General features: G+C 64.8%; 26 protein-coding genes. 8 read left to right on the top strand and 18 right to left on the bottom strand.

The annotated features are described in order from the left end of the window. Position 1: 1 nt before the first annotated feature. Genes ACP15R_RS14240 through ACP15R_RS14230 form a run of 3 tightly spaced genes read right to left on the bottom strand, consistent with a single transcriptional unit; the run spans position 2 to position 2,817 of the window. Positions 2–1,285: a TRAP transporter large permease gene (locus ACP15R_RS14240; RefSeq protein WP_424987093.1), complete on the bottom strand. Its 1,284-nt coding sequence runs from the start codon at positions 1,283–1,285 to the stop codon at positions 2–4. Between the two features lies 1 nt (position 1,286). Then, positions 1,287–1,796: a TRAP transporter small permease gene (locus ACP15R_RS14235; RefSeq protein ID WP_424987092.1), complete on the bottom strand. Its 510-nt coding sequence runs from the start codon at positions 1,794–1,796 to the stop codon at positions 1,287–1,289. A 58-nt stretch (positions 1,797–1,854) separates the two neighbouring features. Further along, a complete protein-coding gene (locus ACP15R_RS14230; protein WP_424987091.1) occupies positions 1,855–2,817 on the bottom strand; it encodes a TRAP transporter substrate-binding protein in 963 nt (320 codons plus the stop codon). 280 nt (positions 2,818–3,097) lie between these two features. Here ACP15R_RS14230 and ACP15R_RS14225 point away from each other — a divergent pair, with 280 nt between their 5' ends. After that, positions 3,098–3,811, top strand: coding sequence for a FadR/GntR family transcriptional regulator (locus tag ACP15R_RS14225; RefSeq protein ID WP_424987090.1), 714 nt, complete (start codon positions 3,098–3,100; stop codon positions 3,809–3,811). 12 nt (positions 3,812–3,823) lie between these two features. Here ACP15R_RS14225 and ACP15R_RS14220 read toward each other — a convergent pair whose 3' ends face one another. The 4 genes from ACP15R_RS14220 to ACP15R_RS14205 are packed head-to-tail and all read right to left on the bottom strand — an operon-like array spanning position 3,824 to position 7,814. Beyond that, positions 3,824–4,672 (bottom strand): SDR family oxidoreductase, encoded by an 849-nt coding sequence (locus ACP15R_RS14220; protein ID WP_424987089.1) that lies wholly within the window; start codon positions 4,670–4,672, stop codon positions 3,824–3,826. Between the two features lie 20 nt (positions 4,673–4,692). Further along, the gene (locus ACP15R_RS14215) at positions 4,693–5,475 is read right to left on the bottom strand and encodes an MOSC domain-containing protein (protein WP_424987088.1); all 783 of its coding nucleotides are present in this window, start codon (positions 5,473–5,475) and stop codon (positions 4,693–4,695) included. A gap of 31 nt (positions 5,476–5,506) precedes the next feature. Then, a complete protein-coding gene (locus ACP15R_RS14210) occupies positions 5,507–7,132 on the bottom strand; it encodes a pyridoxamine 5'-phosphate oxidase family protein (RefSeq protein ID WP_424987087.1) in 1,626 nt (541 codons plus the stop codon). Positions 7,133–7,187: 55 nt separating this feature from the next. Further along, positions 7,188–7,814, bottom strand: a complete 627-nt coding sequence (locus ACP15R_RS14205; protein WP_424987086.1) for a glutathione S-transferase family protein — start codon at positions 7,812–7,814, stop codon at positions 7,188–7,190. Positions 7,815–7,989: 175 nt separating this feature from the next. On the opposite strand from ACP15R_RS14205, the gene ACP15R_RS14200 reads away from it, so the two are divergent. The 7 genes from ACP15R_RS14200 to ACP15R_RS14170 all read left to right on the top strand — a co-directional run bounded on the left by ACP15R_RS14200 (position 7,990) and on the right by ACP15R_RS14170 (position 14,180). Beyond that, positions 7,990–8,886 (top strand): LysR family transcriptional regulator, encoded by an 897-nt coding sequence (locus tag ACP15R_RS14200; protein ID WP_424987085.1) that lies wholly within the window; start codon positions 7,990–7,992, stop codon positions 8,884–8,886. Between the two features lie 324 nt (positions 8,887–9,210). Beyond that, positions 9,211–9,981: a FadR/GntR family transcriptional regulator gene (locus ACP15R_RS14195; RefSeq protein ID WP_424987084.1), complete on the top strand. Its 771-nt coding sequence runs from the start codon at positions 9,211–9,213 to the stop codon at positions 9,979–9,981. Then, complete coding sequence (locus tag ACP15R_RS14190) at positions 9,978–10,940, top strand: tripartite tricarboxylate transporter substrate binding protein (RefSeq protein ID WP_424987083.1); 963 nt, start codon at positions 9,978–9,980, stop codon at positions 10,938–10,940. Before ACP15R_RS14195 ends, ACP15R_RS14190 begins: the two co-directional genes overlap by 4 nt. 19 nt (positions 10,941–10,959) lie before the next feature. Continuing rightward, the gene (locus ACP15R_RS14185; RefSeq protein WP_424987082.1) at positions 10,960–11,427 is read left to right on the top strand and encodes a tripartite tricarboxylate transporter TctB family protein; all 468 of its coding nucleotides are present in this window, start codon (positions 10,960–10,962) and stop codon (positions 11,425–11,427) included. Then, positions 11,427–12,938 (top strand): tripartite tricarboxylate transporter permease, encoded by a 1,512-nt coding sequence (locus ACP15R_RS14180; protein WP_424987081.1) that lies wholly within the window; start codon positions 11,427–11,429, stop codon positions 12,936–12,938. The genes ACP15R_RS14185 and ACP15R_RS14180 overlap by 1 nt, the downstream gene beginning before the upstream one ends. Next, on the top strand, positions 12,935–13,630 hold the full coding sequence (locus tag ACP15R_RS14175; protein WP_424987080.1) for an SDR family NAD(P)-dependent oxidoreductase: 696 nt from the start codon (positions 12,935–12,937) through the stop codon (positions 13,628–13,630). Before ACP15R_RS14180 ends, ACP15R_RS14175 begins: the two co-directional genes overlap by 4 nt. Before the next feature lie 28 nt (positions 13,631–13,658). Further along, complete coding sequence (locus ACP15R_RS14170) at positions 13,659–14,180, top strand: 2,4'-dihydroxyacetophenone dioxygenase family protein (RefSeq protein ID WP_424987079.1); 522 nt, start codon at positions 13,659–13,661, stop codon at positions 14,178–14,180. Positions 14,181–14,237: 57 nt separating this feature from the next. Here the strand turns inward: ACP15R_RS14170 and ACP15R_RS14165 are convergent, their stop codons facing one another. From ACP15R_RS14165 to ACP15R_RS14115, 11 genes are all read right to left on the bottom strand, one after another. Continuing rightward, entirely contained in the window at positions 14,238–14,726 is a 489-nt protein-coding gene (locus ACP15R_RS14165; protein WP_424987078.1) for a hypothetical protein, read from the bottom strand. Between the two features lie 125 nt (positions 14,727–14,851). Then, positions 14,852–15,901, bottom strand: coding sequence for an alkene reductase (locus tag ACP15R_RS14160; protein WP_424987077.1), 1,050 nt, complete (start codon positions 15,899–15,901; stop codon positions 14,852–14,854). Further along, on the bottom strand, positions 15,898–17,196 hold the full coding sequence (locus ACP15R_RS14155) for a TRAP transporter large permease (RefSeq protein ID WP_424987076.1): 1,299 nt from the start codon (positions 17,194–17,196) through the stop codon (positions 15,898–15,900). The genes ACP15R_RS14160 and ACP15R_RS14155 overlap by 4 nt, the downstream gene beginning before the upstream one ends. A 4-nt stretch (positions 17,197–17,200) precedes the next feature. Then, positions 17,201–17,704, bottom strand: coding sequence for a TRAP transporter small permease (locus tag ACP15R_RS14150; protein ID WP_424987075.1), 504 nt, complete (start codon positions 17,702–17,704; stop codon positions 17,201–17,203). Positions 17,705–17,712: 8 nt separating this feature from the next. Beyond that, on the bottom strand, positions 17,713–18,738 hold the full coding sequence (locus tag ACP15R_RS14145) for a TRAP transporter substrate-binding protein (protein WP_424987074.1): 1,026 nt from the start codon (positions 18,736–18,738) through the stop codon (positions 17,713–17,715). Between the two features lie 18 nt (positions 18,739–18,756). Next, entirely contained in the window at positions 18,757–20,142 is a 1,386-nt protein-coding gene (locus ACP15R_RS14140) for an MmgE/PrpD family protein (RefSeq protein WP_424987073.1), read from the bottom strand. Further along, positions 20,139–21,068, bottom strand: a complete 930-nt coding sequence (locus ACP15R_RS14135; protein WP_424987072.1) for a polysaccharide deacetylase family protein — start codon at positions 21,066–21,068, stop codon at positions 20,139–20,141. The genes ACP15R_RS14140 and ACP15R_RS14135 overlap by 4 nt, the downstream gene beginning before the upstream one ends. Further along, complete coding sequence (locus ACP15R_RS14130) at positions 21,065–22,000, bottom strand: polysaccharide deacetylase family protein (RefSeq protein ID WP_424987071.1); 936 nt, start codon at positions 21,998–22,000, stop codon at positions 21,065–21,067. The genes ACP15R_RS14135 and ACP15R_RS14130 overlap by 4 nt, the downstream gene beginning before the upstream one ends. Continuing rightward, on the bottom strand, positions 21,997–22,719 hold the full coding sequence (locus ACP15R_RS14125) for a DJ-1/PfpI family protein (RefSeq protein ID WP_424987070.1): 723 nt from the start codon (positions 22,717–22,719) through the stop codon (positions 21,997–21,999). The genes ACP15R_RS14130 and ACP15R_RS14125 overlap by 4 nt, the downstream gene beginning before the upstream one ends. Beyond that, positions 22,691–23,899 (bottom strand): CaiB/BaiF CoA transferase family protein, encoded by a 1,209-nt coding sequence (locus tag ACP15R_RS14120; protein ID WP_424987069.1) that lies wholly within the window; start codon positions 23,897–23,899, stop codon positions 22,691–22,693. The genes ACP15R_RS14125 and ACP15R_RS14120 overlap by 29 nt, the downstream gene beginning before the upstream one ends. Further along, on the bottom strand, positions 23,892–24,707 hold the full coding sequence (locus ACP15R_RS14115; RefSeq protein WP_424987068.1) for an alpha/beta fold hydrolase: 816 nt from the start codon (positions 24,705–24,707) through the stop codon (positions 23,892–23,894). Before ACP15R_RS14115 ends, ACP15R_RS14120 begins: the two co-directional genes overlap by 8 nt. Between the last annotated feature and the right edge of the window lie 125 nt (positions 24,708–24,832).

Here is a 24,832-nt window from a genome sequence, read left to right as displayed (position 1 = left end):
GTCAGTATCCCAACAGGCGCGGCAGTCCGAGACTGATCGCCGGTACAAAGGTGGTCAGCATCAGGGCGACGAATATCGCCAGGTAGAACGGCCAGATGGTGCCGATAACGCTCTCGATGCGCACCTTGGCAATCGAGCAGCCGACAAACAGGCACGGCCCGACCGGCGGCGTCGTCAGCCCCAGGCCGAGATTCATCATCAGGATCATCCCGAACTGTGTCGCATCGACCCCGAGCGCCTTGGCCACGGGCAGAAAGATCGGGGTACAGATCAGGATCAGCGCCCCCATATCCATGAACATGCCCAGCACCAGCAAGGACAGGTTGATGAGCAGCAACAGGACGATCCGGTTTTCCGACAGCGCCTGCATCCCGGCCAGGATCGCCGATGGCACCTGGTACAGGGTGATGAAATAGCTGAACGCCTGTGCGGTGCCGACAAGAATCATCACCATGGCCGTGGTGCGGATGGCCTGGGTCACGCTGTCGCGAAAGCTCTCCCAGGTCAGCGAACGATAGAACACCGCCGTCACCATCAGCGCATAGATCACCCCGATGGCGGCGCTTTCGGTCACGGTGAACACCCCCGACACCACGCCGCCGATGATGATCACCGCCGTCAGGAAACCGGGCAGGGCGGCCCCCATCGCAAACACCACCGCCCGCCAGCCGGGAAAGCGCCCGGTGGGGTATCCGCGCCGCGCGGCGATGACATAGGCGGCCACCGACAGGCACAGGCACAGCAGGATGCCGGGCACCACGCCGGCGATGAACAGCGACGTGATCGAGATACCGCCGCCCGCGGCCAGCGCATAGAGGATCATGTTGTGGCTGGGCGGGATCAGCACTCCCGCGATGGACGACGTCACCGTGACATTGACGGTGTAATCGTCGTCATAGCCACGCTCGCGCATCATCGGGATCATCACCGACCCAAGCGCCGAGGTATCGGCCACGGCGGATCCCGAGATGCCGCCAAACAGCATGGAGGTCAGCACGTTGACAACGCCCAGCCCGCCCTTGACCTGCCCGACAAGCGACTCGGCGGCGCGCACCAGCCGGATGGCAATGCCCCCGCGCATCATGATTTCGCCCGCGAAAATGAAAAACGGGATGGCCAGCAGCGAAAACACGTTGATCCCCGCGACCATGCGCTGAAACACGATCAGCTCGGGAATACCCTGGTAGATCGCGGCGGCCAGTGCGGAGATGCCAAGGGCAAAGGCAATCGGAATGCCCGCGACGACGCAGACGGCAAACACCAAGAGCAGCAAGGTCAGCCCCATGTCAGAGTCCTCCCGCCCCGGTGCCGCCCGGCGACGCGTCAGGGTCGATGCCCCTGGCCAGGAACCAGATCCGTTCGGCCATGAACAGGGTGATCAACGCCCCGGTCAGGATCAGCGGCGCGTATTGCAGCCCCTGCGGCAGGCCCAGGAGCGGGATGTCGCGCCCCCAGGTGCCCACCACAAGCGGCCAGGAACCGACCATCATGGCGACACCAAACCCGCCCAGCACCAGCGCATTGGCGATACCCAGAGCGCGGCGTGATCGGTGCGACAACAGGTCGGACACATAGCCGATCCCCAGGTGGAAATTCTCGCGCAGGCCAATCGCCGCCATCGGCAGGGCAACGATCAGGATCAACAGCAGCGCCGCCTTTTCCGTCCATGTGGGCGTGTCGTTCAACACGTAACGCCCCCAGACCTGCCACCCGGTCAGGGCAACCAGCAGGACCAACGCCACCGAGCTGAAGGCGATGACGAACCGTGCCAGATGATCGAGTGCTTTCCAGCGCATGAGGGGCTTTCCGGATGTGAACAGGAGAGGGCCGGTTTCGCGGCCCTCCGGGATCGGATCAGTCGGTTTCCTGAATCCGCTTCAACAGGTCCGCGACAACCGGATCGCTGGCGAATTGCTCGTAGACCGGCCCCATCTTGTCGGCAAAGGTGGTGGTGTCGATGCCTTCGACAATGGTTGAACCGCCGGCCTCGACGATTTCGCGCGACTTGGCTTCCCGCTCGGCCCAGAGCTCGCGTTGATACAGCGCGGCTTCCTGCGCGGCCTCGCGGATGATCGCCTGATCGCCTTCGGAAATCCTGTCCCACGTGGATTTGGCAAAGATGATGCCCTCGGGAACGATGGTGTGATTGTCGATGATGTAGTAGGGCGCGACCTCGAAATGGCCGGTCGATTCATAGCTGGGCCAGTTGTTCTCGGCCCCGTCCACCACGCCGGACTGGATCGAGGTATAGACCTCTCCAAATGGCAGCGGTGTTGCATTGGCCCCGAGCGCCTCGACCATGGCGACGTTGATGTCGCTGTTCTGCACGCGGAATTTCTTGCCGGCAATGTCCTCGACCGAATTGAGCGGCGCGTTGGCGTAGAAGCTGCGCGATCCCGAGGCGAACCACGACAGCGGCACCATGTTGGCCTCGGCCATGGCGGCGGCGATATCGGCACCGATCGGGCCTTCCATCACGCGGTACTGATGCTCGGGATCCTTGAACACATAGGGCAGGGACGTCACGCCCAGCTCCTTGACGGTATTGACCATGGGCGCCGTGGAAAAGACGCCGTAATCCAGCGCCCCGAATTGCAGCTGCTCTGTGGCGAACTCGCCCTCGCCAAGGGTCGCGCCGTGATAGTTCTGCATCTGCACCCGGCCCTCGGTGCGCTCTTCCACCAGCTCGACAAACCGGTCGAGCGCGATCGACACCGGGTAATCCGGCACATGGGTGTTCCAGCCGCGCAGCTCTTGCGCATGGGCCGTTCCCGCCAGCACGATCGCCGCGAGACCCAGTTGGATCTTTCTGTTCATTCTTCGTCCTCCCTTGGGCGGTCATGCCGGTCACGCCGGTTTGCCCATCCTCCTCGACCCGACAAATAGGTCCGACCAGTTACGGGGGGCCAAGGGCGGGTTTTCGTATATTTGCCATGCCGATTCTTTACATGACATCGAAACTTCGCCAATTTGGTCCGTCCGATTACGATTGATGGTCCATCCAATTCCATTTGGCAAGACCAATTTGTCCGGACCGGCTTTTCCCCTGCCGCGCGTTCTGTTAGCAAGGCAGAACACCCGCGACAGGAGGGCGGCAATGGGACGAGAGGAAACCGGGCCGGGCATGCGCCTGTACCGCCAGGTGGCGGACCGGGTGGCGCGGATGATCGTCGAGGAATCCCTGGCACCCGGAACCCGCCTGCCGCCGGAACGGGAATTGGCCGCGCGCCTGAACGTGGCGCGTTCGACCCTGCGCGAGGCGATGATCGCGCTGGAAATCGCCGGCCAGGTGACGATCCGCACCGGGTCGGGCATCTATGTGACCCAGGCCGATACCCGGGCCGAGGGCGACCTGGGGCCAAGCCCGTTGGAACTGCTGGATGCGCGCGAGCTGATCGAGAGCGAAATCGCCGCGCGGGCCGCCGTATCGATCGATGCCAACCGCCTGATGGCGCTCGAGGCCAGCATCGAGGCGATGGCCAAGGCCCATGGACGCGAGACCCATCGCGAGGCGGACCGGGCGTTTCACATCGGGCTGGCCGAGGCGACCCGGATCAATCCTCTGGTCAGTATCGTCGACAACCTCTGGTCACAGATGTTCTCGCCGATATTCGAGCGTATGGGCGCGTTGACCGGGCTGTTCGGCGATCCGGATGACACCGCACTCAACCATCACAAGATGATCCTGGACGCGCTCGCCGCGCGCGATGCCGAACTCTGCCGGGCACGGATGCAGGCGCATCTGATCGATGTGCGCCGGGTCCTGCTGCGCGCCAGCCTGTTTTCGGCCGACACGCCGCCGGGGCCATGATCGCGGGCTGGCTCAGCCATCGGCGTGCAGCCGCCGGAAGTGATCGGCCAGATGATGCGTGCCAAACCGCTGGCCCACCATCTCCAGCCCCATCGCCGTCAGAAAGAACTGCGCGGGTCCGGCAATTCGGGCGGGCGCGACGCGGGGCAGGATGCGAATGGCCGCGCGGCGCAGCATGTCAGGCAGGCGGGTGATGCGCGCGGGCTTGCCCACGGTGTCAAAACACAGCCGCGCAAGTTCGTTCTGGGTGAACACGTCCGGCCCCCCGGCATCCAGCCATGCCACGCCGCCATCAACCGCATCGGCCGTCGCCTTGGCAAGATCGGCCCCGTGGATCGGGTTCAACCGCGCCTCGCCCCGCCCAAACAGCCAGACCCGGCCACCGCGCGCCATCGACAGGAAGTCAGTCATGTCCGAGAAATATCCCGATGGCGCAATGACCGTGGATCGGATCGGCGCTTCCTGCAAGGCGCGCACAAATGCGGATTTGGCGGCAACCAGCGGCACCCCGGCCATACGGTCGGCGTTCAGCACGTGAATATAGGCAAATTGCGGCACGCGGTCCTGTATCGCCCGGGTCAAGAGGTTCAGATTGGCCTGGTAATCCACATCCCGATAGCTGAGCCCGTCCCGCTGGCGGGTGATGCCAAGGGCCGAGACAACGAGATCGGCCCCCGACATGGCCCCGGCTAGGGTTTCGGGCCGGGTCGCCTGTGCCTCGACCATCCTGTCCGCGGCCAGTTCCCCGGCGCGCCCCGCATCGCGGACCAACGCCACAACTGTCCAGCCTCGCGCCTGATATTCCGCACAGAGATACCGGCCCAGATAGCCGGTCGCACCCGCGACCAAGACGGTTTTCATGGCCTGCCCCCCGTTGTGTTTCACACCGAGAGGTGGCCGGCCTGGCCCGGCGCAAGCGTGCCACCGGCGACCACCTCGGCATAGATGCCCATATCCATATGCCCCAGCTCCTTGCGCAGCAGGTAGGGCAGTTTCAGGTCACGCTCCGCCGTTTTGGGGTTCACCTCGGTTGCGGCACAGCGCTTGGTGCGCGACAGGATGCGCAGGCTCACATCGCCCAGATGCAGCGTTGCTCCGACCGCGTCCAGCTCTGCAAAGGGCGGCAATCCGTCTATTTCCAGGTTGGCGCGGAACCGGGCGGGATCGATCTCGGCCTCCAACCGCTCACCCAGGGCGCGCACCGAGGCGAGGTTCAGCACCGAAATCGCGTTCATCATCTGTGGCGAGACCACCGATACATCGGTAAAGCGATGCGGGGCCGATGACACGAATACCGGCGGTTCGGGGTCGCTCAGCGCGAGCGTGTCATGCAGATACCGCGCGGCGGCGACGCGCCCGTCGGCGGTGCCCATGTCAAATTGCCGTGCCTGGCCAGTACCGATTTCCAGAACCCCGCCCTGCGGGTCGAACCGGGTCTTCAACCCGGCCAGCGCCGCCTGGTTCAACAGCACCACAAAGCGATCCTTGGGCAAGGGTTGCGGGTTTTGCGGATCGAAACCGGAATTGTACCGGGCAAAGCCAAAGAGCCGGTCGCCGGGGATGCCCTGGCCCGTACCAAGCGTGACCGACGCAAGCGGTTCGGCGCTCAGCCCCTTGATCGGGAACCGGTTGAGCCGGGTCAGGGTCAGTTGCCTATCTGCCATCGTGACAGTCCTGTTCTGGGGGCACGACCGGTCAACCGGCCGGACCAAAGGTTTCAAAATGGATATGATCGGGCTGTACCCCGAGCGTCTCCAACCCGTCGCGCAACTCTGCCAGAAAGCGACCGGGTCCACACAGCATGTAGCGCGTTTCCGCCTCGGGCTGCAATCGCACGAGGTCGCGCGCCGTCATGCGCCCGGATACGACATCCCCCCGCCCTGTCAGATCGCCCGCCTCGGGGCGGCTATAGAACAGCCGCTGGCGCAGATGGGCATGGTGTCCGACCAGTTCGCTCACCTCGTCGCGCAGGGCATGGCCCCGCCCGTTGCGGGCGCCATGTACAAACCATGCGGGCCGCTGCCCCCTGGCCAATTCATGCAGCATTGCCACCATCGGGGTCAGCCCGACACCGGCGCTTGCCAGCACCACCGGGCCGCCCCCCTCGGGGATCACGAATTCGCCGGACGGGTCCCGTGCCTCGATCATCTGTCCGACGCGCAGGTTGTCATGCAGGTAGCGCGACACCAGCCCATGTTCCTCGCGTTTGACGCTAAGCCGGTACTGCCCTGCCTGATCGGGCGCGCCGGACAGGGAGTAGCTGCGCGTGGATTGCCCGGCCTGACCGGGAATCTGCACCGTGACTGGCAGGTGCTGGCCGGCGTGGAAGGGATCGAGCGGCCGCCCGTCGGCTGGCGACAGGTAGAACGACGTGACGCCTTCGGTCTCTGCGACGCGCCGGGCCAGCCGCAGCTTGCGCAGGCCCTGATCCTGCCGCGACCAGCGCAGCGCGGTTGCACCGGGGCGCTCGATGACGCGCTCGATCTGAACGTCGATCATGCGCCAGGCGTCGGGATCATGCGAGTCACGCGGCGACCATTCGACCGTCGCCCGCCCGCTGATATGCAGCAGGCCGCCAGTCTCGAAGTCGACAAACAACAGCCCCACGCGCGGATCGGACATGATATTGCCGATGGTGTTGAAGAAGTTGTTCCCGGCGTAATCCGGTATCCGCAGATGCCGGTCGCCCACCACGTGAACAAAACCCGGCGCGCCACCGCGATGCGAGGCGTCATAGCCATTGGCGGGGCCGGCACCATCGGCATATTGGCCGGACCCGATGAACAACGTATCGGCGGCACGGATGCGGGCGGACTGGCCCTCGCTCAGCCGGTCGGACCGGATCGCACGCCCACCGCCCGGATGGGCCACACGGCGCAGGGCACGTTCGTGGATATATTGCGGGCAATTGCCAAAGGTCTGGTGCATGTCGATGGCATAGCCATCTTCCGTTGGCGTGATATGCCCGCTGAACCGGTTGCGGCGGCGGGTGGCCAGCTCGATCCCCACCACGCCGATATCGCCGCCGCTGGCAAACCGCCCGGCCATCGGATCGCTGGCGGGCAGCGCGGTCTGCATCGTCAGGCGGCGCGGGTCCGGGGACCGGATAAAGCCGTCTTCTCCCTGTACCAGCGTGACCCAGGTTTGCCCCGCCTCATCCCCCCCGGCCACCACCAGAAAGGGCAGGGAGGTGTGAAAGGCGCGGTGCTGTTCGGGCAGGTAATCGCGCACGAATCCGCCCGCCCATTGCGAGACATCGCCCACGCCCGCACGCCTCTGTGCCGCGCGCTCGCCGGAATGGAATGGATTTGCGGAGGTCATGCCGGTCTCCTCTTGTGTCAGGATACGGCCGGGGTCAGGCCCCGGCGCGATGTGGTCAGGCCAGTTCGGGAATCGGAGAGGTCGCCATGCCGACAAAACCCGGCTGCGCCTCGATCCGCGACAGCCAGGCGCGGATGCCCGGATATGGCCCAAGATCGACACCGCCCTCGGGGGCATGGGCGATATAGCTGTACCCGGCCACATCCGCGATGGTCATGGCCTCGGTCGCCAGCCAGTCGCGACCCTGAAGATGGGCATCCATCACCTTGAACAGGTCATGCGCCTTTTGCACCGACGCCGGATGATCCAGCGGAACGCCAAACACCTTGACCAGACGCGCGGCACAGGGGCCGGAATAGATATTGTCGGCGGCCACGGTCAGCCAGCGCTGAACCTCGGCGGCATCCCTCGGGGCGGCGGGCAACCAATGCGATCCCGCTGCATAGGTCTGGACCAGGTAGACCAGGATCGCATTGCTGTCAGCCAGCGTATAGCCGCCATCGTCGATCGCAGGCACCAGGCCGAACGGGCTGATCGCCAGGAAGTCCGGGGCCTTGTGCGCGCCATTGGCCATGTCGAGATCGATGGTTTCATAGGGCAGCCGCAGCAGGGCCAGCATCAATTCAACCCGATGACAATGGCCGGATTTGGGATTGCGGTAGAGCTTGATCGGGGTGGTCATGGGGCAGGTCCTTCTGCGTTGCTGATCGGGGTTGGGGCCGGTGAGATGACCCGAAATCGTGCCGTGCCAATCCTTGTATTGGCCATGACCCGGAACATAATTTGCCTCGTTGATTATATTAATATAGCTAATGCAAAGGATACTATTTCACCTAATGATGGTAATGAGCCGCCCAATGGACCGTTTGCAGAGCCTTGAAGTCTTTATCGCCGTGGCCGAGGCCGAGAGCTTTGTCGGCGGCGCGCGGCGTATCGGGCTGAGCGCGCCATCGGTGACACGCGGGGTCAACGCGCTCGAGGAACGGCTGGGCGCGCGGCTGTTCACCCGCACCACAAGGCGGGTGCGTCTGACCGATGTGGGGCGGGCCTATCTCGAAGATGCGCGTCACGTCCTGGCCCAGCTTCAGGCGGCGGATGACACAGCCGCCGGGGCGGCGACCAACCCGGTTGGCGAATTGCGCCTGACCTGTTCAAACGAGTTTGGGCGCATCTACGTGACCCCGATCCTGACCGAGTTCCTGAACACATATCCGGATGTCTCGGCGGATGTGGTGATGGTGGATCGGGTGGTGAACATGGTCGAAGAGGGGTTCGATGTGGCCGTGCGCATCGGTCCGTTGCCGTCTTCGGGGCTGATCGCGGTGCGGGTGGGCAGCGTGCGCCGCATCATCTGTGGCGCGCCGGACTATTTCGCGCGGCATGGCACGCCCCGGACACCGGCGGATCTGGCCCATCATCAGGTGGTTGCCGCCGCCCCGGTCAGCCCGGCAACCGAGTGGCGGTTTGGTGCGGATCTCGCAACGGTGATCCGGCTGAAACCCCGCCTGCGGCTAAGCAGCGTGGCCGCGTCGATTGCCGTGGCGCGACAGGGCTGGGGGCTGACGCGGGTGCTGTCCTATCAGGTCGGCCCCGACTTGCTGGACGGCAGCTTGCAGACGGTGCTGGAGCCATTCGAACCCGAGCCGCTGCCCATCCATCTGGTGCATGCCGAAGCCCGTCGCGCGCCGGAAAAAGTGCGCAGCTTCATCGATTTCGCCAAGGATAGGTTACGCGCGATCCCGGTCCTGAACTGAGCGCGCGCGGCGGGCACGATTCGCCAGATATACCGGTGACAAGCGGTGACTCCTTGCGTGTATTGAGCGAATACGTGCCATGAGAATCCCGCATGAGGCAGCATGAAATTGACCTGGCGCACGGGACATGCTGTTAAATCTTTAGGTCATGTTAACCATTTATCAATCTGATTATCCTTAATATTCCTCCGCCGCAACGGCACGGATGCGCCGGTTCTGCGCGTCAATCTCCCCAGCCCTCACTGCGCCATGTTGACGCGTGGGCAAATTGCGTCATATTCATCCTACCAATATGGTTGAAACGCAGGCTTTGGAGGAGGGGCTGTGGCAATTCCAGATGACACCCGTTGGAAATCCGGCTCTGAACAGGTAGCCGAACGCATCGGCAGCGCCATCGTCAACGGCGCCTATTCCGAGGGCGCAAAGCTGCCGCTCGAAGCCGAACTGGCCCAGCAGCACGGGGCTTCGCGCAACACGGTACGCGAAGCGATGCGCCTGCTGGCGGCCAAGAACCTGATCGAGATCGCCCCCCGGCGCGGCACGGTCGTGCGGCCCCGCGAGGTCTGGAACATCCTGGATCGCGACGTGCTTGCCTGGTCGGCATCGCAGTTTCGCGAAGACCCGAATTTCATGGAAGAACTGGTGCGGATGCGATTGGCCATTGAACCCGCCGCCGCCCGCGAAGCGGCGCGGCTGGCCAGCGACGACGAAATCGCGGCGATCCGGGCCAGCTATGAAACCATGGCCGCCCTGGTCGATCATCCCGGCAGCCTTGAGGCCGACCTGGCGTTTCACGTCGCCGTGGCGGATGCGACCCATAACCGGTTTCTCAGATCCGTGGCCCATTCGATCATCCACGCGATGCGGCTGAATTTCCAGCGGCTCTTTGAAGTGCCCAACAACTATGCCGGCAACCTGGAAAACCACCGGCTGGTGATGGAGGCCATCGCCGCGCGCAACCCGCAGGACGCCTATGCCGCGAGCCTGCGGTTGCTCGAACGCAGCCACGACGACACCCGGCGGCTGTTTGACGCGCCATTGGAACCGGACACGCACACACCCAGCGATATGAATAACGAGGAGACCCAACCATGAAAAAGACCGCATTGCTTCCTGTCATCGCCGCGCTTGCGGCGCTTGCCGGCCCCGCTCTGGCAGAGTTCCCCGAGCGCCCGATCACGCTGATCGTGCCGTGGTCGGCGGGGGGTGGCACCGATGCCGTGGGCCGGATGATCGCCGAAGGTCTGAGCGACGAACTGGGCACCCCGGTCAACGTGGTGAACCGCACCGGTGCCGGCGGAATCGTCGGCCATACCGCGATGATCGAGGCCGACCCCGATGGCTATACGCTGGGTCTGGCCACCGCCGAGATCACCACCTATGCCGCCATTGGCACCTCGGATATTTCCGCCACCGACATGACGGCGATCGGGCTGGTGAATTTCGACGCCTCGGCCTTCAACGTGCGCGCCGACAGCGCCTGGACCGACGCCAAGGCGGCGCTGGCGGACATCGCGGCCAATCCGGGCAAGTTCAAGGCGTCGGGCTTTCCGGTCGGTGCGGCCTATCACCTGGCCTTTGCCGGTTTCCTGAACCAGAACGGCATCGACCCGACCGCCGTTACCGTCGTGCCCAGCCAGGGGGCCGCGCCCGGGTTCCAGGAACTGGTTGCGGATGGCGTGGCAATCGTGCCGTCCTCGCTGCCCGAGGCGTCATCGATGCGGGATGCGGGGCTGGTCAAGACGCTGGCGGTGCTCTCGGCCGACCGCCTTGACGCCTATCCGGACGTGCCCACCGCCCAGGAGGCCGTCGGCACCGCGTCGGTGGGCGGCACCTGGCGCGGCGTGGTCGGACCGGCGGGCCTGCCGGACGATCTGACCGCGACATTGGGGACGGCGCTCGCCAAGGTCTATGAAAGCGACGCCTTCCAGGATTTCATGGCCAATCGCGGCTTTGGCGTGAGCTGGCTGCCCGCCGCCGAGTTCGAAGCTTTCATGGCCGACGCCACCGCCAGCAATGCCGACGTCATCGGCAAACTTGGCCTGAACCAGTAACCCCGGGGGAGGTCCGCAGTTGAAGCTGAATGATGCCATCCTTGGAACGGTGTTTGTTCTGATCGCTCTGCTGGTGCTGTACCAGGTGCGGACCTTTCCGACCCTTCCCAACCAACCCTATGGGCCCGGCACATTCCCGGGCATTATCGCCATCGTCATGCTGCTTGGGGGTGGCGGCCTGATCGTGAACGGGATCATGACCCGGGCTCCGGTGCTCGTGCTGGCCGGCTGGATCCGCACGCCGGGCGCGATGGGGCGCATGGCGGCGATGATCGGATTTGTCTTGCTCTACATCTTTCTCAGCAAGCCGGTGGGCTTTCCGTTGCTGGTGCCGGTGCTGCTGACCGGGCTGCTCTGCGTCATGCAGGTGCGGGTGTTCCACGCGGTGCCGATTGCGCTGCTGAGCACGGGCGCGATCTGGCTGCTGTTTGCCAAGGCGCTGCTGGTGCCGCTGCCGCTCGGCCTGTTGACCGAGGTGATCTACTGATGGACGCTTCCCTGCTGGCCGGATTTGCCCAGGCGCTGCAACCCGGTGTTTTCCTGATCATCCTGGGGGCGGCGACCTATGGGCTGCTGATCGGCTCGATCCCCGGCCTGACCGCGACAATGGGCACCGCGCTGCTGGTGCCGCTGACCTTTTTTCTCGATCCGATCCCGGCGATTGGCGCGATCGTGGCGGCCACCACCACGGCGATCTTTGCCGGTGACATCCCCGGCGCGCTGTTGCGCATTCCCGGCACCCCGGCCTCTGCCGCCTATACGGACGAGGCATACCGGATGCGCCAGAATGGCCAGGTCGAGCTGGCCCTGGGCGTCAACCTGTTATGTTCGACCATCGGCGGGCTGGTCGGTGTTGCCATCCTGATCATCGCCGCGCCGCAGATTGCGCGGTTTTCGCTGGGATTTTCCAGCTACGAGTATTTCTTTCTCGCACTTCTGGGCCTGTCCTGCGCGATTCTGGTCAGCAACGGGCCGCGCATCAAGGGGGTTCTGTCGCTCTGTGCCGGGCTGATGCTGTCGACCATCGGCATCGACGTGGTGATGGGGGTGCGCCGCTTTACCTTTGGCGATACCGAGCTGATCGGCGGCGTGTCGATCATCCCCGTGCTGATCGGCATGTTCGCCATCACCGAGATCCTGCGCAAGGCGGCGGCCCCCGCCGATCTGCCCCCGACACCGCCCCTGCGGTTGCGGGCCGCCGTTTCCGGGGTGGTGGGGACGGTGTGGAAATACAAGGGCGGCGCGGCGCGGTCATCCCTGATGGGCAGCGCCATCGGCGCCCTGCCCGGAGCCGGGGCCGACATCGCCTCGTGGATCGCCTTTGCGCTGGCCAAGAAATTCTCGCGCGAGCCCGAAAAATTCGGCACCGGCCATCCCGAAGGCATTGTCAGCGCCTCCAGCGCCAACAACGCCGCCCTGTCCGGAGCCTATGTGCCCAGCCTGGTGTTCGGCATCCCCGGCGACACCATCACCGCCATCCTGATCGGCGTCCTGCTGATGAAGGGGATCACGCCGGGGCCGATGGTCTTTGTCATGGATACCGGACTCGTGAACGCGATTTTCGCGGTGTTCATCATGGTCAACCTGCTGATGCTGCCGCTGGGGCTCGGGGCGATCACCGTGTCGCGATACCTGCTGTCGGTGCGTCAGAAGATCCTGTTTCCGATCATCCTGCTGTTCTGCGTGATCGGGGCCTTTGCGGCGAACAACACGCTGTTTGATGTCTGGGTCCTGCTGGTCCTGGGGCTTGTGGCCTTTGTGCTCGAGGAAAACGAATTTCCGCTTGCGCCGATGATCCTCGCGCTGATCCTGGGGCCGCTGATCGAAGAGAATTTCATGAAATCGGTGATCAAGGCCGAGGGCGACCTGCTGGAATTCTTCACCCGTCCGATTGCCGGAACGCTGGGGCTCATCACATTCGCGATCTGGGGGCTGATGCTGATCTTTGCCATTCGCCGCCATTTCAAGACAACCAGACAAGGAACCACAGCAACATGACACGCAATGTGATCGTCATCGGCGGCACCAGCGGCATTGGCCGCGCTATCGCGCAAGGGTTTCTTGACGCGGGCGACGCGGTAACCGTGACTGGCCATGCCTTGGCCGATGACCTGCCGGGCGCCATGACACAGGCGGTTCTGGACGTGCGCGACACCGATGCGGTGCGCGATTTCCTTGCGCCGGTTTCGCGGCTGGATGTGCTGGTCAATTGTGCCGGGGTGATCCGGCGGGGCGGGGCCGAGTTCACCGCCGAGGGGTTCGCCGATGTGATCGACATCAACCTCAACGGCTCGCAACGCTGTTGCGCGGCGGCGCATCCGGCGCTGAAATCCGCATCCGGATGCGTGATCAACACCGCCTCGATGCTGACCTGGTTCGGGTCCGCAGTGTCACCGGGCTATGCCGCCTCCAAGGGGGGCATCGGTCAACTGACCCGGTCGCTGGCGATGGCATGGGCTGGCGATGGCATCCGCGTCAATGCTCTGGCGCCGGGATGGATCGCCACGCCGCTGACACAGGCCCTGGGCGACGATCCGGAACGCTCGGGCGTGATCCTGGGGCGCACGCCGATGAAGCGGTGGGGCCAGCCCGAGGACCTGGTGGGACCGGCGCTGTTTCTCGCCTCGGCCGCCGCGGGGTTCGTGACCGGCGCGATCCTGCCGGTGGATGGCGGCTATTCCGCCGCGTGAAACACAAGATATGAAGCAAGGAGGCCACATGTCACAGAATGATGATGAACAGCGCATGCCCTATCAGCTGGACATGCCCAACGAGGCGGGCGTCGATATCGTGGTGCCCGACGCAATCCCGCGGGATGAGCGGGTCTGGGTGCCGCAGGCGGATAACGTGTTCTTTCGCCCACTCTGCCTGAACGCGTCGCAGGGTTATTGGGTGAACGTGCTCAAGGTGACCAAGGGCGGCGTGCTGAGCCGGCACCGGCATCCGCAACCGGTGCATGGCTATGTGCTCAAGGGGCGCTGGCGGTATCTTGAGCATGACTGGGTCGCCGAAGAGGGCGGCTATGTCTACGAGCCGCCGGGCGAGACCCATACGCTGGTGGTGCCCGACGATGTCGCGGAAATGATGACCATGTTCCAGGTCAATGGCGTGATGTGTTATGTCGATCCCTGGGGCAAACAGACCGGCTATGAGGACGTGTTCACCAAGATCGACATGTGCCGCGCCCATTACGAGGCCGTGGGCCTTGGCGCGGATTACGTGGATCAGTTCATTCGCTGATGACCGCGAGAGACGCGCGCGTTACCGCGTCTCTCGCCCGGTTCTCCTCCGGTGCCGTCAGCGCCGGTTCCCCGAGATCATCCGCATTGCCGCGACCATGACGATGCCATAGACAACATGCCCCGCCAGCGCGACCCAGGTGATCCCGGAAAAGTTCAGGAAAAACGGCAGGCCGGCAATTGCGGTGATCCCGCCGATGGCAAAGACCCAGAGCCCGAACCCATAGGCCGCCGCGGACAGCAACCAGCGCCCCCGGCCAAACACGCGCCGCCAGAGTGGCGCGAAGATGAACAGCCAGCCAACCGGATACCCGATCAGCCCCACCAGGTAGAAATGCACGAAATACCCGGCGAAATCCCCGTTGGGGAGGCCGAACGTACCCAGCAGGCTGCGCGCCAGCCCATGTGGCGACAGGGTCGCAAAGCCGAGCGCGGGGCTGATCAGCTGACCCCAGAGATCGAAGGCCATGGTGGCCAGCGCACCGGATATGAACATGAGGCCAAGCGTCTGGACGCTGAGCGTGGGAAAACTGCGGGTGTCTGACATGGGATGCGCCCTTTGCATTGCGTGATGCCCGCCAGATAGGGGCTTGGCCCCGGCAACAACACAAGATGTCAGACTTCTCGCGGCATGGTGACGTGACGCGCATTTCTGTAACAATCTGCCCGGTCTCAGGCGAATCCGTCCAGAACCGCGCGGGAATAGGGGCGCAGGGCGGTTCCCGTTTGCAGGCGCTCGACCAGGTCGGCATTTGCCAGAAACGCCTTGCCGAATGCGGCGAGCTCGAACGCCCCGGACGCCACGCCCGAGGCGGCGAATTCAGGCGAATAGCCACCGTTGCCAATCAGCGTGCCAGCCCAATGGCGGCGCAGGAACTCGGTCGACGTGCCCGAGAGATAGCCGATGTGGCCATCCTCGACGACACCGGTATGTACATAGGCAAGCCCCTGGCCGCGAAGGGCCGTCAGGATATCCACCAGCGCCTCGTTGTCGGTATCGCTGTGGCGCATCTCGGAGAAATAAGCCGCCGGCGACAGGCGCAGGCCAACCCGCTCGGCCCCGACCGCATCGGCACAGGCTGCGACGACCTCGATGGCAAAGCGCGCCCGCTTGGCCGGGGTTCCGCCCCATGCGTCGTTGCGCCGGTTGGTGTGGGCCCGCCAGAACTGTTCCGGCAGGTATCCATTGGCGCCGTGGATCTCGACCCCGTCAAACCCCGCACGCAGGGCGCGGCGGGCACAATCCGCATAGGCCGCGATCACCCCGGCGATTTCATCCGCGCTCAGCGGTTCGGGCTTCTCGTTATAGAGCTCGACCCCGCCCGCCTGCCGCCGCCGGGCCGGGTCCAGAACATCAGAGGCCGACCGGGGGGTCGCCTTGGCGAAATGGGAATGCGTCATGCGCCCGGGGTGCCAGAGTTGCAGGAAAATCCGCCCGCCCCGGGCATGCACCCCATCCGCAACCCGCGCCCATGCGCGCTCGTGGCTATCGAGGAAGAGGCCCGGCGTATCGAGATACCCCTGTATCCCCGGCAGGATCAGCACCGCTTCGGTGATCAGCAACCCCGCCTGTGCGCGATCCGCGTAGTGAGCCACCGCGCCCGGAGTCGGCGACAGGTCGCGGGTGGCCCGGTTGCGCGTGCAGGGGGCGAGCACGATCCGGTTGGCAAGTGTCAGGCGCGAGGTCAGCGCATAGGGTTGGAACAGGGGGTCAAGCGTCATTGGATCAATCCGGTCAATCGGGGCAGAAACAGCGTCAGCGCTGGAACATAGGCGATGCACAGCAGCACCACGATCTCGGCCGCAAGAAACGGCACCACCGCGCGCGCCACCGTCATCAGCCGGGTATTGGCGATAGGCGCCACCATGAACAGGCAGAGGCCCAGGGGCGGCGTCAACAGGCCCAGCAACAGCCCGATCATCAGCCAGATGCCGAACTGGAACGGATGCATGCCCAGCCCGTCCACCATCACCGGCATCAGCAGCGGGCCAAGTATGATCATGTTGGCCAGCGCATCCATGAACGCCCCCACCAGCAACAGCAGCGCGGTCATTATCAGGATAAGGATCACCGGGTTTTCCGAGATCGTGAGCAGGAAAGACAGCAATTCCTGCGGCACCCGCTGAAAGGTGAGGATGCGCGAAAAGATGAACGCCGTCGCCACGATGAACAGCGCCGAGGCCGAGATCCGCACCGTTTCCGCCAGCGCCGCGCCAAGCACCCGGATGGTCAGCTTGCGATAGACCAGACCCAGCAGCATGGCATAGACCGCCACCGCCGCACCGGCCTCGGTCGGGGTGAACGCGCCCATCACGATACCACAGATCAGGAACACCGGGATCGACAGCACCGGCAGCGCGCTCAGCAGCGCCTTGCCGATCTCGCCCGCGCCGGAAGGGTGATAGATTTCGCCATAGCCGTGGCGCAGGCTGGCGACATAGGCCACCGCCATCAGCGCCGCCCCGATCAGCAGCCCCGGCACGATACCCGCCGCAAACAGGCCGCCGATCGAGATGCCCAGATGTGCCCCGATGATGATCATCACGGTCGAGGGAGGGATGATCGCGCCGATCAGGGCGCTTGCGGCGGTAATCGCCGCCGCGAATCCGGGGGGATAGCGTTCGCGGATCATCGACGGGATCATGATCGAGCCAACCGAGGCAAGATCGCCAAAGATCGACCCGGAAATTCCGGCGAACAACATGCTGGCGGTGACATTGACATGGGCCAGCCCGCCACGCATCCAGCCCACTATGATCCGCGCCATCGCGATCAGCCGCCCGGTCAGTTCGAACCGGTTCAGCAGTTCGCCGGTCAAGACGAACATCGGCAGCGCCAGCAGCGCGAATTTCGCCACCGAGTCATACATTTCCGACACGATGAGCAGTGGCGGCAGGCGGGTGCCCGAGAACAGCAGGAAGATCGCCGAAGACAGGCCAAGGGCAATGGCAACCGACGCGTTCATCAGCAACAGCAGCAGGAACGGCAGGAACAGGTAGAGGCTGACGGTATCCAATGGCCTATTCCCCGCCGCGTGTGGCCGGGTGATCCCGCAGCCGCCGGATATCGGCAACGAGGTGGCGCAGCGTGAACAGGACCATGAAGCCGCCGCCAAGGGGCAGGGCCATCTTGGCCCAGATCGTCGACAGGCCCAGCACGTGGTTGAACTGGTGCGTCGAGCGGTTCAGCCATCCCAGCCCGATATAGAGAAACACGCCGACAAAGATCAGCGTCGCCAGCCGCGTCCCGATCGCCAGGACCGCACGCAACCGCGGCGGCAGCAGATCGACCACGGTGCTGATCGAAACCTGTTGATCCCGCGCCATCAGCTCGGCCGCCCCCAGGAAAACCAGCCAGACCAGCCCGAAGACCGCCAGCGTCTCGGACCAGCGCAGCGGCGCGTTCAGCAGGTAGCGCCAGATCACCTGAGCGGACATCGCGCAGATGATGACAAGCAGCGCGAGGATCGAAAGGGCCAGAACGGCCCTTTCGGCGAATCGCATCAATCGGGCGAGGACGGCCATGGGCCGGGCTAGCCGTTGATCCGGGCGATCAGATCGGGATCGATCCCGGATTCGGCCCATGTGGCCAGGGCGGGTGCGCGCCACTCCGCGATTTCGTCCGCTGTGGGCTCATAGATCGCCATCCCGTCCTGCCCGAGCTTGTCGATGAATTGCTGCTCGACCTTGCGATCCAGCGCGCTGCCCTCGTCGGCGGCAATCTGCGCGGCCTGCATGAACGGGTCCTTGATGTCATGGGGCATCTCGGCCCAGGTCGCGGCATTCATCACCTGCAATTGCCCGACCCAGTTGGACGGCACCCGCGTGCCATGGGGCAGGATCTCGGCAAAACCGGCAATCGAGGTCCAGATCGGCTGAACGAACATGCCGTCGATGACCCCCTGCTGGATCCCCGAATAACTCTCGCCCCAGGGCAGGGGCGTGGGCACCGCCCCCCAGGACGACAGCGTGTTCATGTCGATCACCGCCCCGCCAAAGGACGAGCGCATCTTGACATTTTGCATGTCGGCAGGGGTCTTGGCCTGGTGCAGGCGGTTGCTGAGCAGGCGATAGCCGCCGCCGCCAACGATGGGCAGCATCTTGAGCGGCATGTCCGCCTCGGCCTTGGCATAGCGCTCCATCATCAGGTCCGAGGTGACGGATCTCAGCGCCTCGTCCCAGGTCGGGTAAAGGAACGGCAGGTCCATGTAATGAAACGCATCGGTGAACCCGGCGAATGACGCGGTCGAGTTCGACGCGATATCGAACAGCCCGTTCTGCACGCCCTCAAGCTGGCCGATATCGCTGGCCAGCTGCGACGAGGGGTAGATCTCGATGACAATATCGATGTCGAACTGCTCGGCGAGGATCTCGGGGATGCGCCGGATCGAAATGTCGGTGGGATCACCCTCGCGCCCGTTCAACCCGGCGATGATCGGCCGGTCCCAGCCGCGCCGACCCTGTGCGCGCAGGATCGACGGGCTGGCCAAAGCGGCCGTGCCAAGCGCCGTTGCACCGGCCAGAAACGTTCTGCGGGACGGTTTCATAAGTCTGGTCATGGTCCTTGCTCCCTGTTGTCATGTCGGATTTGGTGCGTAATGCGTCTCCAGCCGCAGCGCCTCGATGCCGGGCTGGGTGTCAATCGATTGCAACGCGTCAAACAGCCGCCGCGCCGGGGCCTGACCCAGCCCGCCCCACTCGGCGCAGCCCGCGAATTTCTGCCACAGCTGGTGCGCGGGCAGCGGCGCGTCCGCATGACCGGTGGCACGGTGGATCCGGGGGCTTGTCCGCTGGCTGCCGTCGCGAAATCCCACGGTGATCCAGTCTTCGGGCGCGGCGTTGGGATAGCCCGGGTCATAGGCGTCCACCGCATCGATCCGGACCAGCCCCATCAGCCGGCGCAGTTCGGGATCGTCGAGCGCCGGCTGGCTGACCTCGGCCAGACCCACCCGGCTAAACCGCAGTGCGGCAGCGCAGGCGAACTGGGCGCTGAACTTGGCCTCGGCAGGGATCCGGGGGGTGGAAAAGGGCATCACCGCCGCGAATTTGCGGCTGATCCGCACGTCGATCGTCTCGACCTCGGCAAGCTCGACCGGGGCCTGGGCCACCATCGCCAGGGTGGCGTCGATCACCCGTTGCGAGGCGCCGACCGTGGGGTATTTCTTGATGTTCAGCCCGGCCTCGGCCGCGCGCCAGCGCGTTCCAAAGGCCGCCGGCGTCTCCAGGTCCAGGTTGCCGGCGGGGCTGAGCGCCGCCATCAACCCGCAGGGATGTTCCAGCACGTCGTCCTTGCCGGTGAACCCCGCGCGGGCCAGCAGGGCGGCACGCACACCGGATTCCGCGGCGCGACCAGCGTGATAGGGTTTGGCCATCGAGCCGAAATTGCCCATCAGCCCGCCCGCATGCGAGGCCGCAAGCGCCAGCGCGCTGCTGGCCTGATCCGCGGTCAGGCCAAGCACATGCGCCGCTGCCGCCGCCGCGCCGACCGGGCCCAGAACGGCGGTCGGATGCCAGCCCTTGCTGTGCAGGTGGTCTTGTTCCCGCAACATCAGGTCGCCCCAGATTTCATAGCCCACCACATAGGCGCTGGTCATCCGCGCCCCGTCGCAATCGGCCAGCGGGGCACAGGCCATGATCACCGGAACAAGAACCGCGCTCGGATGGTTCGAGAACATGTAGTCATCGTAATCCAGCGCATGTGCCGAGGTGGCATCGATCAGCGCCGCCAATTCCGCCGGCGCACGCCCGGCCCCCATCAGGAAGCGCGAGGCCCCGGAGCCGCCGGCCAAAGTCTCGACATGCCCGCGAATGATCCCGGTCACCGGCTCGTTGATCCCGGCCAGCAGGCAGGCCACCGTGTCGGTGAACCCGGTGCGTGCGGTTTGCAGCGCCGCCGCGGGCATGTCGCGGATCGTGGCTTGGGCGGCAAACTGGCCCGCCGACCGGGTCAGCGGCGCAGTCATTGCTGGCCCTTCCAGTGATCGAGAATCTGCTGCCCCGTCGCGCACCATGTGTCGCCCCTGGACTGGATATGATCAAGCACCTGTTCCAGCGAGGAAATGCGATGCGGTGCCCCGATCAGGCGCGGATGCAGCGGCAGCGCCAGCAACCGCCCGCCCGCGCGACCCGCCTCGTCATGCAGGTATTCAAACGCGTCGATTACCTGTTCGGCATAGTCCCAGGCGGGGCGCTTGTATTCTTCGATCAGCCGCTGGTCCGAGAGTTCAAACCCCAGGGGCATGGCATGCATCCCCTGGGCGTCGCCGGTCATCGGCACCGGCAGTTCGTCGCTGACCCAGTCGCAGGTATAGGCAAACCCGGCCTCGGCCACCAGGCGCGAGGTGTTCCGCGACAGCGCCCCGGCAGGCGCATACCAGCCCCCCGGTGCGGCCCCCAGCACCGTCGCCAGCGCATCGCGCGCCCCGGTGATCAGCGCGCGCTCTTCGGTTTCTGACAGGTGATCCCCATGCAGGTGGCCCATGTCGCGCCCATGTGCCGCGATCTCGAACCCCGCCGCCTGACAATCCCTGATCACGGTCGGGCAAAGCTCGGCCAGCCGCGCCGAGACCGCCGTTGTTGCCGTCATGCCCCGTTCACGGATCGCGCGTATCAGGCGGTACATGCCAACCCGGATGCCGTAATCCGCCAGCGTATAGTTCCAATAGTCGGGATACAGCCGCGCCAGACCGCCCGGCGGCATCAGCGGTTCGGGCTTTGGGTCCATATTGAAGGGAAAGAACTCGAGGATCGGCACCAGCCAGATCGCCACCCGCGCCCCGTTCGGCCATGTCACCGGCGGGCGGTCGGGCAGATAGGAAGGAGCGTAAAGATCGTGATCCTGTCCGCGCTTGCGGTTCGGGTATTGCATGTATGAGCGGTCAAGCGTCATGCGTTGATCTCCTGCAGGCGGGCCAGATCGCGGTCATAATAGTGATCGATGTAATGCGCCGCGATTTCCCGCGCCGTGGCGTGCCAGACCCCCTCGTGCCCCAGCACGTATTCGATCGCGTCGGCCAGCGGCCCATAGCGATGCGGATAGCCGATCATCCACGGATGCAGGGGCAGGCACATCACGGTGCCCGACTCGGCCCCCTCCTGGTACAGCCGGTCGAACTGGGCCTTGATCATCCGGGCATAATCGCGCGGCGATCCCGCCCCGGTATGCAGCGCCGTCCAGTCGTTGACCTGCAGGGAATAGGGCAGGCTGATCAGCTTGCCGGCATCGGTGAGGACGGGCTGGGGCTGGTCGTCATGAAACAGGTCCAGCGTATATTGCACGCCCTCGCGCGCCAGCACGTTCATCGTTTCCGGCGAGTTCGACAATGCCGGAGACAGCCAGCCCGACAGCTCCTGGCCGGCGTGTTTGCGGATGGAATCGCGCACATCGCGCACCAGTTCGGTTTCTTGCTCCGGATCCATGCCGTACATGTAGCGGGTGTTGTAGACGCCATGGGAAAACAGCTCCCACCCCCGGTCCGCCATCGCCTTGCCGATTTCCGGGAAATGGTCGAGCACCGCCACGTTCAGCGAAATCGACGCCGTCACCCCGAGCCGGTCGAACATCTCGGCCATGCGCCAGAAGCCAACGCGGTTGCCATAGTCGCGAATGCCGTAATGCAACACGTCCGGGTTGGGGCGAAACCAGCTGTGCCTCGCCGGATTGCGCGGCGGGTCGATCTCGTAGAACTCGACATTCGGGGCGACCCAGAACGCCAGCCGCTTGCCATCCGGCCATTCGATCCTGGGCCGGTCACGCCAGGGGTTGAAATGGTACAATCCGGGCGTTTCCACCTTGTCCTTGTCAGGAATGGGCCATGTCATCGGGATGTCTCCAAAAGCTCTGCGGCCTGTTCGGCGGCCTGTCGGCGGGCATCAAGGAACCCGGCGGCAAATGTGCGGACACGCTCGACCAGTTCGGGGGCCGCCGTCGCGGGCGAACCCGCGTCAAACAACGGCTGCGGGTCATATTCGATCATCAGCTGGATCAGTTCGGCCTGTTCGCGGCCCTGCAATTCGGCAACCAGCGCCAGCGCCCCGTCGATCCCGGCAGAGACCCCCGCCGTGGTCAGCACCTGCCCGTCACGCACCACGCGCCCGGCCACTGGCACGGTTCCGAAAATCTCGAGCAGCGGCAGGGACAGCCAGTGACAGGCCGCCCGGCGCCCATGCAGCAGCCCCGCCGCCGCCAGCACCAGCGACCCGGTGCAGACCGACATGACCCATTGCGCCGAGCGCGCCTGCCGGCGCAGGAAATCCAGCACAACCGCATCATCCATCAGGTCATTCTGCCCCGGCCCGCCGGGCACCACGATCACGTCGAAGGCCGGGGCCGTGGCCAGGGCGAGGGTTGGCTGGAGGGCAAAGCCGGTATCCGAGGCAACGGGTTCGGTGGTCTTCCAGACAAGATCGACCCGCGTGTCGGGCATCCGGCTGAACACTTCATACGGCCCGGTCAGGTCAAGCTGCGTGACGCCGGGAAAGGTGAGAATGCCGATATTCATGGCCGCGACCTCACAGGATTCCGTCCTTTTCCAATCCATCGAGATCCTCCTGCGTCAGGCCGATACTGGCGTAAACCTCGGCATTGTGCTGGCCGGGATGCTCGGCCCCCAGCCATTCGATATCTCCGGGTGTTTCCGTCAGCTTGGGCGCGATTCCCGGCACCGCCAGGTCGCCAAACCGGGGATCGTCGATGCGCCGGATCATCTCGCGCGCCTGAAAATGCGGGTCTTTCACGATGTCGGCGATGGAATAGATTGGCCCGTAAACCACCCCGTGCCGGTCCAGCCGCGCCGCGAGCTCTTCCGAGGACAGGGTGCGGGTCCAGTCGGCGATCAGCCCGTCAAGCTCTTCCGCGTGTTCGCCGCGCTTCAGATGGGTGACATAGCGCGGGTCATCCGCAAGCTCGGGGCGCTCCATCGCCGCGCAGAGGCGGCGGAACATCGGGTCGAGATTGGCGGCAATCACGGTCCAGCCACCATCAGCGGTGGGAAAGCTGTTTGACGGCGAGACATTCTTGAGCCCGGTCCCCGACGGCTCGCGCACGACACCGCATTTGTCATATTCGGCAACCGCGCTTTCCAGCATCGAGAAACAGCTGTCGACGATCGAGGCATCCACCACCTGGCCCTTGCCACCGCCCTGCGCGTCGCGCCAATACAACGCCATCATCAGCCCCTCAAAGGCAAACAATGCCGTCAGTGTATCGCCAAGCGACAGGCCGAACCGGGGCGAGGGCTGATCCGGGAAGCCGTTGACATAGCGGATTCCGCCCATCGCCTCGCCAACCGATGCAAAGCCCGGACGGCTGGAATAGGGGCCGGTCTGGCCGAACCCCGACACCCGCACGATGACCAGCCGCGGGTTGATCCGATGCAGTTCTTCGGGGCTCAGGCCCCATTTCTCCAGAGTTCCGGGCTTGAAATTCTCGATCAGCGCATCCGCCTCGGCAAGCAGCTTGCGCACCAGCTCCTGACCCCGCGCCTCGCGCAGGTTGACGGTGATCGATTTCTTGTTCCGCGCCAGAATCGGCCACCACAGCCCGTGCCCGTTATGACGGTTGTGCCCCCAGTTGCGCATCGGGTCGCCGCTGCCCGGCGTTTCGACCTTGATGACCTCGGCCCCGAAATCGGCGCAACGGGTTCCGACAAAGGGCCCCGCCAGAAGCTGGCCCATTTCGACGACGCGCAACCCCGCAAGGGGGCCGGTGTGCTTACTCATTGTCTTCCACCTCTTTCAGAAAGGACATGACCGCCTCCGAGAACTTGCCGCGCATCTCCTTGCCCGCGACCACATGCGCCGCCCCCTCCATCACATGGCCGCGCGCGCCGGGGATCGCCCGCTCGATGGGCACCGTCAGGCGCGGACCGTTCACCGTGTCCAGAGGGCAGTGGATGATCAGCGATGGCGCCGTGATCCGGGCGAGCCGGTCGGTCGTGTCATGGCCCAAACAGGCCTCGATCAGCCGGGCATGGGCCTCGTAACGGCCGTTCAACTCGCGCCACGGGCCCTCGGGTCCCAGCAGGCGCGCGTGGTTCTGCAAATAGAAATTCTCTTCAAAGGACCACAGGCAGACCAGCTTCTGAAACGCTTCCCAGCCCATGACCCTGTGGCAATCGCGGAACATCTCCAGCTGGTGCCGCAACAGCGCATCCGGCTTGGCCCAGGTGTTCATGTTGACCATCGAACGTACGAGATCCGGCCGGTTGATCGCCATCTCCTGCGCGATGCAGGCGCCCATCCCGACCAGCCCCACCACATGCACCCGGTCGAACCCCAAATGATCCAGAAGCCCCGCCGCGTCCTCGGCATAGAGCCGCATCGAAGGTGTCACCGACAGGTCGTCATCCGAGTCGCCCAACCCGCGATGATCGAAAATGATCGCCGAATATCGCCCGGTCATGCCCCGCGCCAGGTGATGCTGGCCACCGTGGCAATAGGTGCCCCAGCCCCCCATGCACAGCACCGGCGGACCGGCCCCGTGAACCTCGTAATACATGGTGTGACCGTTGATGTTGACGCTGGGCATCTGGCTCTCCGCCGCATGGGCCTTGCGGGCGGAAACCGGCCGCCGCGCCAAGGTCTGAACTGTCCGTTTGACCAGAAGGATCGAATACAATTTGTTCAAAGTCAAGCTTGGGTTTCGAATTTTCA

It is taken from the genome of Microbulbifer sp. S227A, from assembly GCF_049800935.1.
Note: the sequence above shows the minus strand (reverse complement) of the source record. Positions and strands in the feature narration are given on the sequence as shown.

Excerpts from the sequence above, each read along its gene's own strand:
- ACP15R_RS14240 (WP_424987093.1), bottom strand. The coding sequence starts at position 1,285 with ATGGGGCTGACCTTGCTGCTCTTGGTGTTTGCCGTCTGCGTCGTCGCG.
- ACP15R_RS14235 (WP_424987092.1), bottom strand. The coding sequence starts at position 1,796 with ATGCGCTGGAAAGCACTCGATCATCTGGCACGGTTCGTCATCGCCTTC.
- ACP15R_RS14230 (WP_424987091.1), bottom strand. The coding sequence starts at position 2,817 with ATGAACAGAAAGATCCAACTGGGTCTCGCGGCGATCGTGCTGGCGGGA.
- ACP15R_RS14225 (WP_424987090.1), top strand. The coding sequence starts at position 3,098 with ATGGGACGAGAGGAAACCGGGCCGGGCATGCGCCTGTACCGCCAGGTG.
- ACP15R_RS14220 (WP_424987089.1), bottom strand. The coding sequence starts at position 4,672 with ATGAAAACCGTCTTGGTCGCGGGTGCGACCGGCTATCTGGGCCGGTAT.
- ACP15R_RS14215 (WP_424987088.1), bottom strand. The coding sequence starts at position 5,475 with ATGGCAGATAGGCAACTGACCCTGACCCGGCTCAACCGGTTCCCGATC.
- ACP15R_RS14210 (WP_424987087.1), bottom strand. The coding sequence starts at position 7,132 with ATGACCTCCGCAAATCCATTCCATTCCGGCGAGCGCGCGGCACAGAGG.
- ACP15R_RS14205 (WP_424987086.1), bottom strand. The coding sequence starts at position 7,814 with ATGACCACCCCGATCAAGCTCTACCGCAATCCCAAATCCGGCCATTGT.
- ACP15R_RS14200 (WP_424987085.1), top strand. The coding sequence starts at position 7,990 with ATGGACCGTTTGCAGAGCCTTGAAGTCTTTATCGCCGTGGCCGAGGCC.
- ACP15R_RS14190 (WP_424987083.1), top strand. The coding sequence starts at position 9,978 with ATGAAAAAGACCGCATTGCTTCCTGTCATCGCCGCGCTTGCGGCGCTT.
- ACP15R_RS14180 (WP_424987081.1), top strand. The coding sequence starts at position 11,427 with ATGGACGCTTCCCTGCTGGCCGGATTTGCCCAGGCGCTGCAACCCGGT.
- ACP15R_RS14175 (WP_424987080.1), top strand. The coding sequence starts at position 12,935 with ATGACACGCAATGTGATCGTCATCGGCGGCACCAGCGGCATTGGCCGC.
- ACP15R_RS14170 (WP_424987079.1), top strand. The coding sequence starts at position 13,659 with ATGTCACAGAATGATGATGAACAGCGCATGCCCTATCAGCTGGACATG.
- ACP15R_RS14165 (WP_424987078.1), bottom strand. The coding sequence starts at position 14,726 with ATGTCAGACACCCGCAGTTTTCCCACGCTCAGCGTCCAGACGCTTGGC.
- ACP15R_RS14160 (WP_424987077.1), bottom strand. The coding sequence starts at position 15,901 with ATGACGCTTGACCCCCTGTTCCAACCCTATGCGCTGACCTCGCGCCTG.
- ACP15R_RS14150 (WP_424987075.1), bottom strand. The coding sequence starts at position 17,704 with ATGGCCGTCCTCGCCCGATTGATGCGATTCGCCGAAAGGGCCGTTCTG.
- ACP15R_RS14145 (WP_424987074.1), bottom strand. The coding sequence starts at position 18,738 with ATGACCAGACTTATGAAACCGTCCCGCAGAACGTTTCTGGCCGGTGCA.
- ACP15R_RS14140 (WP_424987073.1), bottom strand. The coding sequence starts at position 20,142 with ATGACTGCGCCGCTGACCCGGTCGGCGGGCCAGTTTGCCGCCCAAGCC.
- ACP15R_RS14135 (WP_424987072.1), bottom strand. The coding sequence starts at position 21,068 with ATGACGCTTGACCGCTCATACATGCAATACCCGAACCGCAAGCGCGGA.
- ACP15R_RS14130 (WP_424987071.1), bottom strand. The coding sequence starts at position 22,000 with ATGACATGGCCCATTCCTGACAAGGACAAGGTGGAAACGCCCGGATTG.
- ACP15R_RS14125 (WP_424987070.1), bottom strand. The coding sequence starts at position 22,719 with ATGGATTGGAAAAGGACGGAATCCTGTGAGGTCGCGGCCATGAATATC.
- ACP15R_RS14120 (WP_424987069.1), bottom strand. The coding sequence starts at position 23,899 with ATGAGTAAGCACACCGGCCCCCTTGCGGGGTTGCGCGTCGTCGAAATG.
- ACP15R_RS14115 (WP_424987068.1), bottom strand. The coding sequence starts at position 24,707 with ATGCCCAGCGTCAACATCAACGGTCACACCATGTATTACGAGGTTCAC.